14 protein-coding genes and 1 pseudogene are annotated in these 17,560 nt (G+C 72.1%); 11 read left to right on the top strand and 4 right to left on the bottom strand.

What is annotated here, in order from left to right; all coding sequences use genetic code 11:
- The first annotated feature begins 2 nt into the window (after window positions 1-2).
- From LMU33_RS29225 to LMU33_RS29215, 3 genes are all read left to right on the top strand, one after another.
- A complete protein-coding gene (locus LMU33_RS29225) occupies window positions 3-653 on the top strand; it encodes an AIM24 family protein (protein WP_228623617.1) in 651 nt (216 codons plus the stop codon).
- Between the two features lie 53 nt (window positions 654-706).
- Window positions 707-1,468, top strand: a complete 762-nt coding sequence (locus tag LMU33_RS29220; protein WP_228623616.1) for an AIM24 family protein — start codon at window positions 707-709, stop codon at window positions 1,466-1,468.
- A gap of 92 nt (window positions 1,469-1,560) precedes the next feature.
- Window positions 1,561-2,037, top strand: a complete 477-nt coding sequence (locus LMU33_RS29215) for a MarR family winged helix-turn-helix transcriptional regulator (protein ID WP_228623615.1) — start codon at window positions 1,561-1,563, stop codon at window positions 2,035-2,037.
- A 112-nt stretch (window positions 2,038-2,149) separates the two neighbouring features.
- On the opposite strand, the gene LMU33_RS29210 is transcribed toward LMU33_RS29215, so the two are convergent.
- The 3 genes from LMU33_RS29210 to LMU33_RS29200 all read right to left on the bottom strand — a co-directional run bounded on the left by LMU33_RS29210 (window position 2,150) and on the right by LMU33_RS29200 (window position 5,705).
- The gene (locus LMU33_RS29210) at window positions 2,150-3,349 is read right to left on the bottom strand and encodes an MFS transporter (protein WP_228623614.1); all 1,200 of its coding nucleotides are present in this window, start codon (window positions 3,347-3,349) and stop codon (window positions 2,150-2,152) included.
- A gap of 148 nt (window positions 3,350-3,497) precedes the next feature.
- On the bottom strand, window positions 3,498-4,454 hold the full coding sequence (meaB, locus tag LMU33_RS29205; protein WP_228623613.1) for a methylmalonyl Co-A mutase-associated GTPase MeaB: 957 nt from the start codon (window positions 4,452-4,454) through the stop codon (window positions 3,498-3,500).
- A gap of 51 nt (window positions 4,455-4,505) precedes the next feature.
- Window positions 4,506-5,705: an acetyl-CoA C-acetyltransferase gene (locus LMU33_RS29200; protein ID WP_228623612.1), complete on the bottom strand. Its 1,200-nt coding sequence runs from the start codon at window positions 5,703-5,705 to the stop codon at window positions 4,506-4,508.
- Between the two features lie 147 nt (window positions 5,706-5,852).
- Between LMU33_RS29200 and mce the strand changes: the two genes are divergently transcribed.
- The 7 genes and pseudogenes from mce (at window position 5,853) to LMU33_RS29165 (ending at window position 15,896) form a co-directional block, all read left to right on the top strand.
- Window positions 5,853-6,293 carry a methylmalonyl-CoA epimerase gene (mce, locus tag LMU33_RS29195; RefSeq protein WP_228623611.1) on the top strand — a complete coding sequence of 147 codons (441 nt, stop codon included), beginning with the start codon at window positions 5,853-5,855 and terminating at the stop codon, window positions 6,291-6,293.
- Between the two features lie 206 nt (window positions 6,294-6,499).
- Window positions 6,500-10,414: a polarized growth protein Scy gene (gene scy / locus LMU33_RS29190; RefSeq protein WP_228623610.1), complete on the top strand. Its 3,915-nt coding sequence runs from the start codon at window positions 6,500-6,502 to the stop codon at window positions 10,412-10,414.
- 182 nt (window positions 10,415-10,596) lie between these two features.
- A complete protein-coding gene (locus tag LMU33_RS29185) occupies window positions 10,597-11,532 on the top strand; it encodes a coiled-coil domain-containing protein (RefSeq protein WP_228623609.1) in 936 nt (311 codons plus the stop codon).
- Between the two features lie 102 nt (window positions 11,533-11,634).
- Entirely contained in the window at window positions 11,635-12,588 is a 954-nt protein-coding gene (locus LMU33_RS29180; protein ID WP_228623608.1) for an ABC transporter ATP-binding protein, read from the top strand.
- Window positions 12,589-12,593: 5 nt separating this feature from the next.
- Window positions 12,594-13,361 (top strand): ABC transporter permease, encoded by a 768-nt coding sequence (locus tag LMU33_RS29175; protein ID WP_228623607.1) that lies wholly within the window; start codon window positions 12,594-12,596, stop codon window positions 13,359-13,361.
- A gap of 100 nt (window positions 13,362-13,461) precedes the next feature.
- Window positions 13,462-14,742, top strand: a pseudogene (locus tag LMU33_RS29170) (ABC transporter ATP-binding protein); the annotation flags it as partial.
- Window positions 14,743-15,008: 266 nt separating this feature from the next.
- A complete protein-coding gene (locus LMU33_RS29165; RefSeq protein WP_228623605.1) occupies window positions 15,009-15,896 on the top strand; it encodes an ABC transporter permease in 888 nt (295 codons plus the stop codon).
- A gap of 19 nt (window positions 15,897-15,915) precedes the next feature.
- Here the strand turns inward: LMU33_RS29165 and LMU33_RS29160 are convergent, their stop codons facing one another.
- Window positions 15,916-16,248 (bottom strand): Rv1322 family protein, encoded by a 333-nt coding sequence (locus LMU33_RS29160; protein ID WP_228623604.1) that lies wholly within the window; start codon window positions 16,246-16,248, stop codon window positions 15,916-15,918.
- 222 nt (window positions 16,249-16,470) lie between these two features.
- On the opposite strand from LMU33_RS29160, the gene LMU33_RS29155 reads away from it, so the two are divergent.
- Window positions 16,471-17,499 (top strand): LLM class flavin-dependent oxidoreductase, encoded by a 1,029-nt coding sequence (locus LMU33_RS29155; RefSeq protein WP_228623603.1) that lies wholly within the window; start codon window positions 16,471-16,473, stop codon window positions 17,497-17,499.
- Window positions 17,500-17,560: the final 61 nt, after the last annotated feature.

The following is a 17,560-nucleotide window of genomic DNA, read 5'->3' as shown; positions in this document are numbered from 1 at the left end:
CCATGGCGTTCCGGGAGATCAACTCCAAGATGGTCGAGGCGAGCGTGCTGCCCGGGCAGCGGCTGTTCAGTCAGCGCGGGGCGATGCTCGCCTACAAGGGGGACGTGTCCTTCACGCCGAACATCCAGGGCGGCCAGGGCGGGCTGATGTCCATGATCGGGCGGCGGGTGACCGGCGAGGCGACCCCGCTGATGACCGTCGAGGGCAGCGGCACGGTCTTCTTCGGGCACGGCGGCCACCACGTCCACGTCATCAACCTCTCCGGCGACACCCTCTACGTCGAGGCCGACCGCCTGCTCGCCTTCGAGGGCACGCTGCGGCAGGGCACGATGTTCATGGGCTCGCAGGGCGGGGTCATGGGCCTGGTCCGCGGCCAGGTCACCGGGCAGGGCCTGTTCACCACCACCCTCCAGGGGCAGGGCTCGGTCGCCGTGATGGCGCACGGCGGCGTCTTCGAGATCCCGATCACCCCCCAGCGCCCGGTCCACGTCGACCCGCAGGCGTACGTCGCCCATCACGGCGAGGTCCGCAACAAGCTGTCGGCCGCGCTGGGCTGGCGCGACATGGTGGGCCGCGGCTCCGGCGAGGCCTTCCAGCTGGAGCTGAGCGGCAACGGCACGGTGTACGTCCAGGCGTCGGAGGAGAAGCTGTGAGCGCGTACGGAGGCACGTACGGCACCCCCGGCGGCCCGGTGGTGCACGACCCGATGACCCTGCCCGCCGACGACAACGTCAACAAGTACACGTTCTGCGTCGAGCTCAAGAGCGGGCAGTGGTTCCTGCAGAAGGGGAAGATGATCGCCTACTACGGGGCGATCGAGTTCAACGGCATCGGGCACGGCCGACTCGACCGAATTGTCCGTACCTCGTTCCATTCGCCACTGCACGCGAGCGACTGGGTCGTGGCGGAGGGTTCGGGCAAGATGCTGCTCGCCGACCGGGCCTTCGACGTCAACTCCTACGACCTGGACGACGGGAACTTGACCATTCGCGCGGGCAACCTGCTCGCTTTTCAGCCAAGTCTCGCGCTCAAGCAATCGATCGTGCCGGGTTTTCTGACCCTTATCGGAACCGGAAAGTTTGTCGCCGCATCTAACGGGCCGGTGGTGTTCGTGGAACCTCCGATCCGGGTCGACCCGCAGGCGCTCGTCGGGTGGGCCGACTGCCCGTCACCGTGTCATCACTACGACCACGGGTATCTGACGGGTGTACTGGGCGGTCTACGTGCGATGACGGGCCTGGGCGGGGTATCCGGGGAGGAGCACCAGTTCGAGTTCGTGGGCGCCGGGACGGTCCTGTTGCAGTCGACGGAGACCCTCATGGAGGAGGCGGCGACGGGGGTCGTTCCGTCCGAACCGGGGGTTCCCGGCGGTGGCGGAGCGGCACCGGGCGGACACGGTCAGCAACCATCGGGTGTACCGCGTCTTCCCGGACAGCTGGGAGACCTCCAGCGCCGCTTCGGGCTGTGAGCGGTAGTCTGCGGAGGGTGACATCGAACGCGTGCGCACTGTCACACCATCCAATGTAGTTCGGAATTCAACTTCTTAGGTAGACTTCATTCATGGAGACCGAGACGGCCACGCGCTGGCTGACCGATGCGGAGCAGTGCGCCTGGCGCACCCACCTGGAGGTCAACAGGCTGTTGACGTACCAGCTGGAGAAGGATCTGCAGCCGTTCGGCCTGACTATGAACGACTACGAGATCCTCGTGAACCTGTCCGAGTCGGAGGACCACCGGATGCGGATGAGCGACCTCGCCTCCGCGACCCTCCAGTCCAAGAGCCGGCTGTCGCACCAGATCACACGCATGGAGAACGCGAACCTGGTGCGCCGTGAGAACTGCGAGTCCGATCGGCGGGGACTGTACGCCGTACTGACCGAGCATGGCATGGACACGATGAAGAAGGTGGCGCCACATCATGTCGCCTCCGTGCGGCGGCATTTCATCGATCTGCTGTCGGCGGAGGCCTTGACGGAACTGGACAAGGCGCTGAAGCCGATCGCCGAGCATCTGAGAGGGCAGCGGGGGCGTCCCTGAGCTCGGCCGACAAGCTCCGGGTGCTGTGGCCGGGCAGGGGTCGGTGCGCCTGCCCGCGCCCCGTAGGGGGCGCGGGGCCGTATCGATCTGCGGCCGCCCAGCGTGGGCGCGATCAGCCCACCACGGCCGGCACCCTGCGACGACGGAACGCCCCCACGGCGGGCAGCACGGCCGCCCCGCCCGCCAGCAGGAAGCACACCCCGAGCGGCACCCGCCCGATCAGCAGTCCCACGGCAAGCGCTCCGCCGGAGCTCCCGGCGTTCACCCCGGTGTTCACCCACGCCCCGGCATGCGTGCGCGAGCCTTCGTCCGCCGTCTCCGCGGCCAGCAGATACGCCGTGGTCAGCGCGGGAGCGACCACCGCTCCGGCGCAGGCCATGGCCGCCGTGAGCGTCCACAGGCCGGGGGCCAGGCCCGCCGCCGCGAGCACCAGGCCGAGAGCCACGGCGAACCGGCGCAGGCGGACCCGGGCCGGCGCCCGCCACCGGACCGCACCGTTGACCAGCCCGCCCACCGCGCTGCCCGCCGAGAGCGCACCCAGCACCCAGGGCACCACGGAGGTGTCGTACGAACGCTGCGCGGCGAAGGCCATCAGCAGCAGGTCCACGCCGCTGAGAGCCAGTCCCACGCCCGTGGCCACGGCGACCGGAGCCAGCAGACCGGAGAGGGCGCCGCGGCCCGGCCCGGGGGCGACGGCGCGGGGGCCGCACATCACCGGGGAGGTGACGAAGACGGACGTGCCGCCCACGATCAGCAGTGCGCTCAGCAGGATCCCGGCAGCCGGCGGGGCGAAGCCGGTCAGCACGCCGACCAAGGCCGGGCCGGAGACGTACAGCAGTTCCTCGGCGATGCCGTCCAGGCCGTAGGCGCGGGCCAGCATGCCCGGTTCCGGTGCCAGTTCCGCCCACAGTGCGCGCATGGTCGGGCCCAGCGGAGGGGCACACGCGCCCGCGAGGGCCGCCGCGGCGCCGACGGCCGGCGGCGGTGCGCCGGGGCGCCAGGTCAGCGCGGCCAGCACGCACAGCAGGGCGCCGTAGAGCACCGCCATGGGCAGCAGGGCCCGGCGGGCGCCATGCCGGTCGATCAAGGCCGCCCTGAACGGCATCAGGAAGACCGACGTGGCGCCGAACAGCGACAGCACGGCGCCGGAGACGGCGTAGGAGCCGGTGGCCCGGGTGACGGACAGCAGCACCGCCAGGGAGACCGTGCCGTAGGACAGGCGGGCGGTGAGGGCGGAGGCGAAGGTGCGGCGCGCGTGCGGGAGGCGCAGCACGGCGGCGTAGGAGGGCCGCGAAGGGGCATGCGTGGACATGCTGATGTTCCTCAGGTGGAGGCGGAAGAGGGGACACCGAGGGAGGCGAGGGCCTTGTCGTCGGCCTCGCGGTCCGGTGTGCGCTCTACGCCAGGAGGAGGAACATGCCCCTCAAACTAGCAGTGCCGCCGCGGAGTTGGCGACCCGTTCACCCCTGCGTCAGGCCCGCCACCAGCTCGTCCGCCGCGCGGTAGGGATCCAGTTCGCCGGCGACGATGCGTTCCGCGAGCGCGCTGAGGCGGCGGTCGCCGTGGAGGTCGCCGATGCGTTCGCGCAGGGCCGTCACCGCGATGGTCTCCACCTCGCGGGCCGCCCTGGCCTTGCGCCGCTCGGCGAGGACACCGCGCTCCTCCATCCACGCGCGGTGCTTCTCCAGGGCCTCCACGACCTCGTCGACGCCCTCGGCGCGGGCGGCGACCGTCTTCACGATCGGCGGGCGCCAGTCGCCGGGGCCGCGGGACTCGCCGAGACCCAGCATGTGGTTCAGCTCGCGGGCGGTGGCATCCGCGCCGTCCCGGTCCGCCTTGTTGACGACGTAGACGTCGCCGATCTCCAGGATGCCCGCCTTGGCCGCCTGGATGCCGTCGCCCATGCCCGGGGCCAGCAGCACCACGCTCGTATCGGCCTGGGAGGCGATCTCGACCTCCGACTGGCCGACGCCCACCGTCTCCACCAGGATCACGTCGCAGCCCGCCGCGTCCAGCACCCGGATCGCCTGCGGGGCGGCCCAGGCCAGGCCGCCCAGGTGACCGCGGGTCGCCATCGAGCGGATGTAGACGCCCGGGTCGGAGGCGTGGTCCGACATGCGGACCCGGTCACCGAGCAGGGCGCCGCCGGAGAACGGCGAGGACGGGTCGACGGCCAGGACGCCGACCCGCCTGCCCTGCTTGCGGTACGCCGTGACCAGCGCGGAGGTGGAGGTCGACTTGCCGACACCCGGGGAGCCCGTCAGACCGACGACATAGGCGTTGCCGGTCAGCGGGGCCAAGGCCGCCATGACCTCCCTGAGCTGCGGGGACGCCCCCTCCACGAGGGAGATCAGCCGGGCCACGGCCCGCGGCCGGCCTTCCCTGGCCAGGGCCACCAGAGAGGAGACGTCCTGCATCAAACAGCTCCGTTCGGTTCACAGACGTACAGATGCGTACAACGGGGATGACTACGCCTTCGGTACCCGCACGATCAGCGCGTCACCCTGGCCGCCGCCACCGCACAGCGCGGCCGCGCCGACACCGCCGCCGCGCCGCTTGAGCTCCAGCGCGAGGTGGAGGACGAGACGGGCGCCGGACATGCCGATCGGGTGGCCCAGGGCGATCGCGCCGCCGTTGACGTTCACCTTTTCCGTGGACACGCCGAGGTCCTTCATTGACTGCACGGCGACGGCGGCGAAGGCCTCGTTGATCTCGATGAGGTCGAGGTCGGAGACCTCCAGGCCCTCCTTCTTCAGGGCGTGCTGGATGGCGTTGGACGGCTGGGACTGCAGGCTGTTGTCCGGTCCGGCCACATTGCCGTGCGCGCCGATCTCGGCGAGCCAGGTCAGGCCCAGCTCCTCCGCCTTGGCCCTGCTCATCACGACCACGGCGGCCGCACCGTCCGAGATCTGGGAGCTCGACCCCGCGGTGATCGTGCCCTCCTTGCTGAAGGCCGGGCGCAGCTTGCCCAGGGACTCCGTGGTGGTGTCGCCACGGATGCCCTCGTCCTTGCTGAACAGGACCGGGTCGCCCTTGCGCTGCGGGATCTCCACCGGGGTGATCTCGGCCTCGAACAGGCCGTTCTTCTGCGCGGCGGCGGCCCGCTGGTGGGACAGGGCGGCGATCTCGTCCTGCTCGGCGCGGCCGATGCCGAGGCGGGTGTTGTGCTTCTCCGTGGACTCGCCCATGGCGACGCCCTCGAAAGAGTCTGTCAGGCCGTCGTAGGCCATGGCGTCGATCATCTGGACCGCGCCGTACTTGAAGCCCTCGCGGGACTTCGGCAGCAGGTGCGGGGCGTTGGTCATGGACTCCTGGCCGCCCGCCACGACGATGTCGAACTCGCCGGCGCGGATCAGCTGGTCGGCCAGCGCGATGGCGTCGAGGCCGGAGAGGCACACCTTGTTGATGGTGAGTGCCGGGACGTTCATCGGGATGCCGGCCTTCACGGCTGCCTGGCGGGCCGGGATCTGGCCGGCGCCGGCCTGGAGCACCTGGCCCATGATCACGTACTGCACCTGGTCGCCACCGATCCCCGCACGGTCGAGGGCGGCCTTGATCGCGAAGCCGCCGAGGTCGGCTCCGGAGAAGGACTTGAGAGAGCCGAGCAGTCGTCCCATGGGGGTGCGCGCACCCGCGACGATCACCGAGCTGGTCGTTCCAGAAGGCATGAGCTGCGATCCCCTTACCGGCTGCACAGCCGAGGAGTGAACGAGGGTTTACTTCGAATGTACTGATGGCACTCCGTGCCGTCATCGGGCCGTCGGTGTGATCGCGCGCACGTTGCGTAACCATGCGCGGCGCGCTGCACTGAATCCATGCTGACGCGAATCGACCACATCGGGATCGCCTGCCACGACCTCGACGCGACCGTCGAGTTCTACAGGACCACGTACGGCTTCGAGGTGTTCCACACCGAGGTCAACGAGGAGCAGGGCGTGCGCGAGGCCATGCTCAAGATCAACGAGACCTCGGACGGCGGCGCCTCCTACCTCCAGCTGCTGGAGCCGACCCGCGAGGACTCCGCGGTCGGCAAGTGGCTCGCGAAGAACGGGGAGGGCGTCCACCACATCGCCTTCGGTACGGCGGACGTGGACGGGGACGCCGCGGACATCCGCGGCAAGGGCGTACGCGTCCTGTACGACGAGCCACGGCGCGGTTCCATGGGGTCGCGGATCACCTTCCTGCACCCCAAGGATTGCCACGGCGTGCTCACAGAACTGGTCACTTCGGCCCCGGTTGAGTCGCCCGAGCACTGACCCCCGTACATAAGGGCCGGTAGGGTTGGGGGCGGTCGTCCCTGAAAGCGGGGGACGGCCGTGCCGGGGTCCGGGTTTCGGGGGACGAGCGTCGGGGCAGCAGCCCGTGCTCCGCCGTTGATCTGACACCATTCCCCGGGGGCCCCGTTCGGCGGATGGACGGAGCTCGTTGGAGAAGCTGACCAGGGGACGGATGGGACCGCGCAGTGCGGGGCTACGAGAGCCAGGAGCGAGAGCCGGCGGCTGACGTCGACCACCTCTCTCGGTTCGAGGCCGAGATGAAGCGGCTGAAGACCGAGCGGGAAAAGGCGATCCAGCACGCCGAGGACCTCGGCTACCAGGTCGAGGTGCTGCGCGCCAAGCTGCACGAGGCGCGCCGCACCCTGATGACCCGGCCCGCCTTCGACGGCGGTGACATCGGCTATCAGGCCGAGCAGTTGCTCCGCAATGCCCAGATGCAGGCCGACCAGCTGCGTCAGGACGCCGAGCGGGAGCTGAGCCAGGCCCGCGCGCAGACCCAGCGGATCCTGCAGGAGCACGCCGAACAGGCCGCCCGGCTCCAGGCGGAGCTGCACCAGGAGGCGGTGACCCGACGCCAGCAGCTCGACCAGGAGCTGGCCGAGCGGCGCGCCACCGTCGAGTCGCACGTCAACGAGAACGTGGCCTGGGCCGAGCAGCTGCGCGCCCGCACCGAACAGCAGGCCCGCCGCCTCCTCGACGAGTCCCGCGCCGAGGCCGAGCAGGCGCTCGCCGCCGCCCGCGCGGAGGCCGAGCGGCTGACCCGGGAGGCCCGCGAGCGGCTCCAGAGCGACGCCGAGACGGCCCGCGCGGAGGCCCAGGAGATCCTGCGCCGCGCCCGCACGGACGCCGAGCGGCTGCTGAACGCCGCCTCCACCCAGGCCCAGGAGGCCACCGACCACGCCGAGCAGCTGCGCACCAGCACCGTCAGCGAGTCGGACGCCGCCCGCCGGCAGGCCGCCGAGCTGACCCGGGCCGCCGAGGAGCGGATGGCGGCGGCCGAGGAGGCGCTGCGCAAGGCGCAGGCGGAGGCCGAGAAGCTGCAGACGGAGGCCGAGCAGGCCGCCACCAAGGCCCTGGCGAGCGCCGAGGCCGCGGGCGAGGCGCGTACGCGCACCGCGAAGGAGCAGGTCGCCCGGCTGGTCGAGGAGGCCACCAAGGAGGCCGAGACCACCAGGTCCGAGGCCGAGCAGCTGGTCGCGGACGCCCGTGCCGAGGCCGAGAAGATCGTCGCCGAGGCCGCCGAGAAGGCCCGCTCGATCACCGCCGAGGAGACGGCGACCCAGCTTTCCAAGGCGGCCAGGACCGCCGAGGACGTGCTGAACAAGGCGTCCGAGGAGGCCAAGCGGACCACCAAGGCCGCCGCCGAGGAGGCCGAGCGGATCCGCACCGAGGCCGAGGCCGAGGCGGACCGGCTGCGCGCCGAGGCGCACGACATCGCCGAGCAGCTCAAGGGCGCGGCGAAGGACGACACCAAGGAGTACCGCGCCAAGACGGTCGAGCTGCAGGAGGAGGCCCGCCGGCTGCGCGGCGAGGCCGAGCAGCTGCGCGCCGACGCGGTCGCCGAGGGCGAGTCGATCCGCGCGGAGGCCCGCCGGGAGGCGGTCGCGCAGATCGAGGAGGCGGCCAAGTCCGCCGAGGAGCTGCTGGCCAAGGCCAAGGCGGACGCCGACGAGCTGCGGCAGAAGGCGACCACCGACAGCGAGAAGGTCCGCACCGAGGCCATCGAGCGGGCCACCAGCCTGCGCCGGCAGGCCGAGGAGACCCTGGACCGGGCCCGCAAGGAGGCCGAACGGCTGCGGGCCGAGGCGGACGAGCAGGCCGAGGCGGTCAAGGCGGACGCCGAGACCGCCGCGCGCGAGCTGCGCGAGGAGACCGAGCGCGCCGTCGAGGCCCGCCGCGCCGAGGCCGCCGAGGAGCTCACGCGGCTGCAGACCGACGCGCAGGACCGGCTGGAGTCGGCCGAGCAGGCGCTCACGGACGCCCGCGGGGAGGCCGCCCGGATCCGCCGCGAGGCCGCCGAGGAGACCGAGCGGCTGCGCGCCGAGGCCGCCGAACGCATCCGCGCCCTCCAGCAGCAGGCCGAGGCCGAGGCCGACCGGCTGCGCAACGAGGCCGCGTCCGACGCGTCCGCCTTCCGCGCCGAGGGCGAGGCCGTCGCCGTACGGCTGCGCTCCGAGGCCGCCGCCGAGGCCGAGCGGCTGAAGGCGGAGGCCCAGGACACCGCGGACCGGGTGCGTGCGGAGGCGCAGGCCGCCGCCGAGCGGCTCGGCACGGAGGCGTCCGAGACGCTGGCCGCCGCCCAGGAGGAGGCCGTCCGGCGGCGCCGCGAGGCCGAGGAGACCCTCGGGTCCGCACGCGAAGAGGCCGACCAGGAGCGGCTTCGGGCCCGTGAGCAGAGCGAGGAGCTGCTGGCCTCGGCGCGCAAGCGGGTCGAGGAGGCGCAGACCGAGGCGGTCCGGCTGGTCGAGGAGGCCGACCGGCGGGCCACCGAGATGGTGTCCGCCGCCGAGCAGCACGCCCAGCAGGTGCGGGACTCCGTCGCCGGGCTGCACGAGCAGGCGCAGGAGGAGATCACCGGGCTGCGCTCGGCCGCGGAGCACGCGGCGGACCGCACCCGGCGGGAGGCCGAGGAGGAGGCGGACCGGGTCCGCGCCGACGCCTACGCCGAGCGGGAGCGGGCGAGCGAGGACGCGAGCCGCGTCCGGCGCGAGGCGAACGAGGAGGCGGAGGCCGCCAGGGCGCTGGCCGAGCGTACGGTCGCGGAGGCGATGGCGGAGGCCGAACGGCAGCGCGCGGACGCCGGCGACTACGCCCAGCGGGTGCGCACCGAGGCCTCGGACGCGCTCGCCGAGGCCGACCAGGCGGCCGCCCGGACCCGTGCGGACGCCCGCGAGGACGCCAACCGGATCCGCTCCGACGCGGCGACCCAGGCGGACACGCTCATCACCGAGGCCCGTAACGAGGCCGAGCGCCTGCAGAACGAGACGGTCGCCGAGGCGGACCGGCTCCAGACGGAGACCGCCGCCGAGGCCGAGCGGGTGCGCACGGAGGCACTCGCCGAGGCGGACCGGGTGCGCGCGGAGGCCCTGGCGGCCGCCGAGCAGCTCATCGGGGACGCCACCGGCGAGGCCGAGCGGCTGCGCGCGGAGGCCGCGGAGACGGTCGGCTCGGCGCAGGCGCACGCCGAGCGGGTGCGGGCGGAGGCCGAGCAGCTCAGGGCGGACGCGGAGGACACGGCCGAACGGCTCGTCAACTCCGCCCGCGAGGAGGCGGAGCGGACCCTGGACGAGGCCCGCAAGGAATCCAACAAGCGGCGTTCGGAGGCGGCCGAGCAGGTCGACACGCTCATCACCGAGACCACGGCCGAGGTCGACAAGCTGCTCAGCGAGGCGCAGGAGCAGGCGCTGAAGACCACCGCGGACGCCGAGTCGCAGGCCGACACGATGGTCGGCGCGGCCCGCAGCGAGGCCGAGCGGATCGTCTCCGAGGCCACGATCGAGGGCAACTCGATGGTGGAGAAGTCGCGCACGGACGCCGACGAGCTGCTGGTCGGGGCCCGCCGGGACGCGACCGCGATCCGGGAGCGCGCGGAGGAGCTGCGCGACCGCATCACCACCGAGATCGAGGAGCTGCACGAGCGGGCCCGCCGCGAGGCCGCCGAGACGATGAAGTCCACGGGCGACCGCTGCGACGCCCTCATCAAGGCCGCCGAGGAGCAGCTGGCCAAGGCGGAGGCGAAGGCCAAGGAACTGGTCTCGGACGCCAACTCCGAGGCGGGCAAGGTGCGCATCGCCGCCGTCAAGAAGGCGGAGGGGCTGCTCAAGGAGGCCGAGCAGAAGAAGGCCAGCCTCATCAAGGAGGCCGAGGAGCTCAAGGCCGAGGCGATCCGCGAGGCCCGGCGTACGGTCGAGGAGGGCAAGCGCGAGCTGGAGATCCTGGTGCGCCGGCGCGAGGACATCAACGCCGAGATCTCCCGGGTCCAGGACGTCCTGGAGGCGCTGGAGTCCTTCGAGACGCCGACGTCCGGCAAGGAGGGCTCGGTCAAGGCCGGCGCGACGGTCGGCGCCCCCCGATCGGGTGGCAAGTCGTCAGACGGCTAATGTGAGCGGTCCGTTCCGGTAACGTCTGGGGGCTTTGCCCGAGTCGTTGGCAAGCCCTCCGGCGGTCAGCCACCCAAAAGAGGTGCCATTCTCCAGATCAAAACCGTATCCGCTCGATGACACACCGCTTCGGCCCCTAGGATTCCCCTTATCACCTCACCGGTCTCATTGACAGGAACCCCATGAGCGACACTTCCCCCTACGGCTTCGAGCTTGTGCGGCGTGGGTACGACCGCGCTCAGGTGGACGAACGTATCTCCAAGCTCGTCTCCGACCGTGACAGTGCTCTCGCCCGCATCACCGCCCTGGAGAAGCGCATCGAGGAGCTCCACCTCGAGACGCAGAACGCCCAGGCCCAGGTCACCGACGCCGAGCCGTCGTACGCGGGTCTCGGTGCCCGGGTCGAGAAGATCCTGCGCCTGGCCGAGGAAGAGGCCAAGGAGCTGCGTGAGGAGGCCCGCCGGGCGGCCGAACAGCACCGCGACCTCGCCGAGTCCGCGGCCCAGCAGGTCCGCAACGACGCGGAGTCCTACGCCGCCGAGCGCAAGGCCAAGGCCGAGGACGAGGGCGTCCGGATCGTCGAGAAGGCGAAGGGCGACGCCGCCCAGCTGCGTACCGAGGCGCAGAAGGACGCGCAGTCCAAGCGCGAGGAGGCGGACGCCCTCTTCGAGGAGACCCGCGCCAAGGCCGCGCAGGCCGCCGCCGACTTCGAGACGAACCTCGCCAAGCGCCGCGAGCAGTCCGAGCGCGACCTGGCCTCGCGTCAGCAGAAGGCCGAGAAGCGGCTGGCGGAGATCGAGCACCGCGCCGAGCAGCTGCGTCTGGAGGCGGAGAAGCTGCGCACCGACGCCGAGCGCCGCGCCCGCCAGACGGTGGAGACGGCCCAGCGCCAGGCCGAGGACATCGTGGCCGACGCCAACGCCAAGGCCGACCGCATCCGCTCGGAATCCGAGCGCGAGCTGGCCGCGCTGACCAACCGCCGCGACTCGATCAACGCCCAGCTGACCAACGTCCGCGAGATGCTGGCGACGCTGACGGGCGCCGCTGTCGCCGCCGCGGGCACGCCGGGCGACGACGAGCCCATCTCCCGTGGGGTGCCGGCGCAGCAGTCCCGGTAACGCTCCGGCGTGCGCCGTCGGCACGCCCAGGTTCACTGAACATGGGGAAGCCCCCTGTCACTTCCGGTGGCAGGGGGCTTCGGCTCGTCCTAGCGTGGCCGCATGATCGAGCTGGAGGGGCTGACCAAGCGGTACGGCGAGAAGGTGGCGGTCGACGGGCTCACCTTCGCCGTGCGGCCCGGGATGGTGACCGGGTTCCTCGGGCCCAACGGGGCCGGGAAGTCCACGACCATGCGGATGGTCCTCGGGCTCGATCACCCCACCGCCGGCGACGTGCGTATCGACGGCCGGCACTACCGGCAGCTGAAGGACCCGCTGACGTACGTCGGCGCGCTGCTGGACGCCAAGGCCGTGCACGGTGGGCGCAGTGCCTACAACCATCTGCTGTGTCTCGCGCAGAGCAACGGGATCCCGCGGGCCCGGGTGGCGCAGGTGCTGGACACCGTCGGGCTCACCGCCGTGGCGCGGAAGAAGGCCAAGGGGTTCTCGTACGGCATGGGGCAGCGGCTGGGGATCGCCGCGGCGCTGCTCGGGGACCCGCGGATCCTGATGTTCGACGAGCCGGTCAACGGGCTGGACCCGGAGGGCATCCACTGGATCCGGAACCTGATGAAATCGCTGGCCGCGCAGGGGCGGACGGTGTTCGTGTCGAGCCACCTGATGAGCGAGATGGCGCTGACCGCCGATCACCTCGTCGTCATCGGGCAGGGACGGCTGCTCGCGGACACGTCCATGGCCGACTTCATCCGGGAGAACTCGCGGTCGTGCGTCCGGATCCGCTCTCCGCAGCGCGAGCGGCTGCTCGATGTGCTCCACGATGACGGGATCACCGTCGTGGAGGCCGGCGGGGGTGCGCTGGAGGTGGCGGGCGGCAAGGCCGAGCGGATCGGTGAGCTCGCGGCGCGCAACGGGATCGTGCTGCACGAGCTGAGCCCCCGGCACGCCTCGCTCGAGGAGGCGTTCATGCAGCTGACGGCCCAGGCGGTGGAGTACCACGCGCACGCCGGGCCGGAGCCCGCCCCGCGGGACTGGGGCGCCGGCTGGAAGGGGGCTTGACGCCCATGGCGGCCGCACAGGTCATCCGGTCGGAATGGACCAAGATCAGGTCGGTGGCGTCCACGGTGTGGACACTGTCGCTGGCCGTGGTGGTCACGATCGCTCTCGGGATGCTCATCTCCGCTCTCTCGCGGAACCAGTTCGACTCGATGCCGGTGCAGGACCGGCTGTCCTTCGATCCGACCTACGTCAGCTTCGCGGGCATGAGCCTGGGCCAGCTCGCCATGATCGTGTTCGGTGTGCTGGTGGTCTCGAACGAGTACAGCACCGGCATGATCCGGGTCTCGCTGGCCGCCGTACCGCAGCGTGCGGCCTTCCTCTTCGGCAAGATCGCGGTGGCCGGCGCGCTCGCGCTCGCGGTCGGCATGGCCACGAGCTTCGCCGCGTTCTTCCTCGGCCAGGCGATGCTCGGCCCGCACGGGGCGCGGATCGGCGACCCCGGTGTGCTGCGCGCGGTGCTCGGCGGCGGGCTCTACATGACGCTGATCGCGATGTTCTCCATGGGCGTCGCCGCGATGCTGCGCTCGCCGATGCTGTCGCTCGGCATCCTGATGCCGTTCTTCTTCCTGATCTCCAACATCCTCGGCAACGTCGACGCCACGAAGAAGCTCGGCCGGTTCCTGCCGGACCAGGCGGGCAGCCGGATCATGCAGGTGGTCCCGAGGGCCGACGGCACGCCGTACGGGCCCTGGGGCGGGCTCGGGATCATGGTGCTCTGGGTGATCGCCGCGCTCGCCGGCGGTTACGCAGTGCTCAAGAACCGGGACGCATAGCTTTACTTCCTCTTGGGCGGAACCGTCAGCGCCCCGATATCCTCCTAACCCTTACGGGGGCGGGTCCCCGCTGTCCTGAACCTTTCGATGGGTGCGGAGCATGATCGAGGCTGTCGGCCTGACCAAGCGCTACGGCGACAAGACCGCCGTGTACAACCTTTCCTTCCAGGTGCGGCCGGGTGCCGTCACCGGCTTCCTCGGGCCGAACGGCTCGGGCAAGTCGACGACGATGCGGATGATCCTCGGGCTGGACAATCCGACGTCCGGGGCGGTGACGATCGGCGGCTACCCGTACCGCAAGCTGCCCAACGCCCCCCGCCAGGTCGGCGCGCTGCTGGACGCCAAGGCGGTGCACGGCGGCCGGACCGCCCGCAACCACCTGCTGAGCCTCGCCCAGCTGTCGGGGATCCCGGCCCGGCGCGTGGACGAGGTGCTCGGCGTCGTCGGCCTTCAGGACGTGGCACGCAAGCGCTCCAAGGGCTTCTCGCTCGGCATGGGCCAGCGTCTCGGCATCGCCGCCGCGCTGCTCGGCGACCCGCAGGTGCTGCTGTTCGACGAGCCGGTCAACGGCCTCGACCCCGAGGGCATCCTCTGGGTCCGCAACCTGATGAGGGCCCTGGCCGCCGAGGGCCGTACGGTCTTCGTCTCCTCGCACCTGATGAGCGAGATGGCGCTGACCGCCGACCACCTGATCGTGATCGGGCGCGGCCAGCTGCTCGCCGACATGAGTGTGAAGGACTTCATCTCGGCCAACTCCGCCGACTTCGCCCGGGTGCGGACCCCGGACACCGAGCCTCAGCTGCGCGAGAAGCTCGGTACCACGCTCGCCGAGGCGGGCGGTCATGTGCTGCCGGAGCCGGACGGCGCGCTGCGCGTGACCGGGCTGCCGCTGCCCCGGATCAGCGACCTCGCGCACGAGGCGGGCGTCCGGCTGTGGGAGCTGTCGCCGCACCAGGCCTCGCTGGAGGAGGCGTACATGCGGATGACGCAGGCCGCGGTCGACTACCGCTCGACCGTCGACCAGAAGGCGGGCCTGCAGCAGCCGCTGCCGCCGGGCGCCCAGCCGCCCATGCCGGTGCCCGGCCAGGGCCAGCCCGGCTGGTACGCCCCACCGCCGCCCCAGCAGGGCGGCCGGCCCTTCGCGATGCCCCAGCCGCCCGCGGGCCCGTACGGCGCCCCGCAGCCGCCCGGCTACGGCACCCCGGCCGCCCCGGGCACCGAGTCCGCCAACCCGTACGCCCAGCAGGCCCAGCAGCCCGGCTCCGCCCAGCCGACACAGCAGCCCGTTTCCGCCCCGCAGGGCGTCCCGGCGCCGCAGACGCTGGCGCTGGGCGCGGCCCCGGCCGCCCCGGCCGCCCCGCAGGCTCCGCAGGCACAGCCGTCGGCTCCCGCCGCCCAGCAGACCCAGACGCCCGGCCCGGCCTCGCAGGGCGTCCCGGCGCCGCAGACGCTGGCGCTGGGCGCGGCCTCGGCCGCCCCGCAGGCCCCTGCCCCTCAGGCACAGCCGCCGGCCCCCGCCGCCCCGCAGGCCGCTCCGGCCCCGCAGGACCAGCCGCCGGTCCCGGTGCCGCCGCAGCAGGCGCCCGCCGCTGCTGCCCCGGCCCCGGCCACCGCCCCCGCCGACCTGACCAAGCCCGAGGACGCCCGATGAGCACCCACCAGCCCCCGATGCCGCAGGCCCCGGCCGCCGCGCCCGACTGGCAGGCGGCGCCCGGCGGGCCGTACCCCGGTTACACCTCGCCGATCCCGGTCGTGCGCACCCACCTCGGGCATGCGCTGGCCTCCGAGTGGACCAAGATCAAGTCGGTGCGGTCGACGATGTGGACGCTCGGCGTGTTCGTGGTCCTCGTCCTCGGTATCGGCCTGCTGTCCGCCTCGCTGGTCAAGTCCAACTCCGGCGCGGAGAGCATGTCGGACCAGAACCCGCTGCAGTTCGGGTTCTTCGGCCTGCTCCTCGGCAGCATGTGCATCATCACGCTGGGCGTGCTGACCACGGCCTCGGAGTACGGCACCGGCATGATCCGTACGACGATGGTCGCGTGCCCGAGCCGGGGCCGGGTGCTCGCCGCCAAGGCGACCGTGTTCTTCGTCGTCGCCTTCGTCGTCACCCTCGCCACGTCCGGCTTCGTGGCCATGATCCACGCGTCGATGCTGAAGGACGTCGGCGGTGCGCGCACCCCCTCCACCGGCGACTGGCTCAAGGCGACCGTCGGCATCAGCCTCTACGTCGCGCTGCTCGGCCTGTTCTCGCTGCTCGTCGGTTCGATCATCCGGCACTCCGCGGGCGCCATCACCATCATGATCGGCGCGGTGCTGGCCCCGCTGGTGATCGCGCTGTTCATGGCCTCGCAGTCCCTGGAGAAGGTGCGGCAGTGGCTGCTGGAGTACTCCATCCCGAGCCAGATGAGCTGCTTCTACGACAACTCCCTGAGCAGGTCCGGCCCCACGGGCTGGGACCCGCTGTGGATCATGCTGGGCCTGTCGGCGGTCGCGTTCGCCGGCGCCTTCGCGCTGCTGCAGAAGCGGGACGTGTGAGGCCGCTGCCGGACGGCCGCTAGAACTTCGGCGCGTTACGGGACCGCTGCACCCGCGTGGTGCGGCGGTCCTTCGCGTTCCAGCACGCCTTGTGCCAGTGGCGGCGGTCGTCCACGCCCGCGTACTCCGGCCAGGCCACCACGTGCGGGACCCCGGCGGCGATCAGCTGGTCGCAGCCCGGGCAGCGGTAGGTCTTGCCCTCCGCGCTCGCCCCGGCGACATGTCGCACGCTCCAGTCCTCGCCCTGCCAGTTCTCGGTCGACTGCCAGCCGCCGTACCGGCCGGTCCGGTCGTCCTCGGCGCTCCGGCCCGACGATCCGGCTGCCTTCGGTCGATTGCGACGCGGGGACACGGGACACCTCTCGGGGCTATACAGGAAGCACGGGCTGTATCCAGCCTACGCGCCGCCGTGTGGGGTACGCGTACGGAACCAAAGCGCACAAGTCCCCCTCCAGGACGACCCATTCTGCAGACAATCCGCAAATCCCTCCGCGAGGCCGTGTCCTGGGCACGTGTCAGACGGTTATGCCGGGTGGGGGAGCTCCGGGTCGGAGCCAAGGAAGCAGGAAATGCGATGTACGTAGGAAGTTTTGTGCTGGGCGCCCAGTTCCCGGGCCAGGGCCCCGGGGAGGCCCTGCACCGGGCGGTCCGCTCGGCGGAGGTCACCGAGGAGGCCGGGCTGGACGCCGTGTGGCTGGCCGAGCACCACTTCGTGCCGTACGGCACATGCCCGTCCGCCGTCACGCTGGCCGCGCTGCTGCTCGGCCGCACCCGCCGCATCCGGGTCAGCACGGCGGTCAGCGTACTGCCCACCGCCCACCCCGTCGCCCTCGGCGAACAGGCCGCGCTGCTGCACCTGACGAGCGGCGGACGGTTCACCCTCGGCGTGGGCCGCGGCGGGCCCTGGGTGGACCTGGAGGTCTTCGGCGCGGGCCTGGAGGCGTACGAACACGGGTTCCCGGAGTCACTCGATCTGCTGCTGCGCTGGCTGCGCGAGCCACGGGTGTCGGCGTCCGGCGAAAGGTTCAGCTTCCGCGAGGTGCCGGTCGTACCCCGCCCGTCGGAGGCGCTCACGGAGACCCCGGGCCCCGAGGTCGTCGTCGCCTGCACCTCGCCGGCGAGCGTACGCCTGGCCGCCGAGCGCGGGCTGCCGATGCTGCTCGGGATGCACGTCGGGGACGAGGAAAAGGCCGAGATGGTGGCCCTCTGGCAGCGCTGTGCCCGCGCGGCCGGCCGGCCGGGCGAGGAGATCGCGGGCGCCGCACATGTCTCGGCCGGGGTGTGCCAGCTCGCCGACCGGCGCACGGACGCGGCGGAGACGCTGCTGAAGGCCATGCCGGGCTGGCTGAAGCAGGGGCTGGAGGCGCATGTGACGGTGGACGGCCGGGCGCGCGCGATGCGCGACCCCTACGCCTACACCGAACTGCTCTGCGGACTGCACCCGGTCGGCACCCCGCGGCTGGCCGCCGACCGGCTCGCGGCCACCTCGGAGCGCACCGGCATCTCCCGCTTCGCCCTCCTGGTGGAGGGCTCGGGCGACCTCGCCGCGACGGAGGAGAACCTGCGGCGGCTGGGCGCCGAGGTGCTGCCCCAGCTGCGCTGACCCGCCGCAACTCACCGGCCGTCATGAGGGCTTGCCGCCCCAGCACTGAATGCACCTCCCC

The organism is Streptomyces barringtoniae (assembly GCF_020819595.1).
Lineage (GTDB): Bacteria > Actinomycetota > Actinomycetes > Streptomycetales > Streptomycetaceae > Streptomyces > Streptomyces barringtoniae.
The sequence above is the reverse complement of the archived record's forward strand: the minus strand, read 5'-3'. Positions and strand labels throughout refer to the sequence as shown.

Bases quoted from the DNA above. Each gene is read 5' to 3' on its own strand.
- LMU33_RS29210 (WP_228623614.1), bottom strand. From the start codon at position 3,349: ATGTCCACGCATGCCCCTTCGCGGCCCTCCTACGCCGCCGTGCTGCGC.
- LMU33_RS29165 (WP_228623605.1), top strand. From the start codon at position 15,009: ATGAGCACCCACCAGCCCCCGATGCCGCAGGCCCCGGCCGCCGCGCCC.
- LMU33_RS29220 (WP_228623616.1), top strand. From the start codon at position 707: ATGACCCTGCCCGCCGACGACAACGTCAACAAGTACACGTTCTGCGTC.
- LMU33_RS29200 (WP_228623612.1), bottom strand. From the start codon at position 5,705: ATGCCTTCTGGAACGACCAGCTCGGTGATCGTCGCGGGTGCGCGCACC.
- LMU33_RS29180 (WP_228623608.1), top strand. From the start codon at position 11,635: ATGATCGAGCTGGAGGGGCTGACCAAGCGGTACGGCGAGAAGGTGGCG.
- LMU33_RS29215 (WP_228623615.1), top strand. From the start codon at position 1,561: ATGGAGACCGAGACGGCCACGCGCTGGCTGACCGATGCGGAGCAGTGC.
- meaB (WP_228623613.1), bottom strand. From the start codon at position 4,454: ATGCAGGACGTCTCCTCTCTGGTGGCCCTGGCCAGGGAAGGCCGGCCG.
- LMU33_RS29155 (WP_228623603.1), top strand. From the start codon at position 16,471: ATGTACGTAGGAAGTTTTGTGCTGGGCGCCCAGTTCCCGGGCCAGGGC.
- LMU33_RS29175 (WP_228623607.1), top strand. From the start codon at position 12,594: ATGGCGGCCGCACAGGTCATCCGGTCGGAATGGACCAAGATCAGGTCG.
- LMU33_RS29225 (WP_228623617.1), top strand. From the start codon at position 3: ATGGCGTTCCGGGAGATCAACTCCAAGATGGTCGAGGCGAGCGTGCTG.
- LMU33_RS29185 (WP_228623609.1), top strand. From the start codon at position 10,597: ATGAGCGACACTTCCCCCTACGGCTTCGAGCTTGTGCGGCGTGGGTAC.
- mce (WP_228623611.1), top strand. From the start codon at position 5,853: ATGCTGACGCGAATCGACCACATCGGGATCGCCTGCCACGACCTCGAC.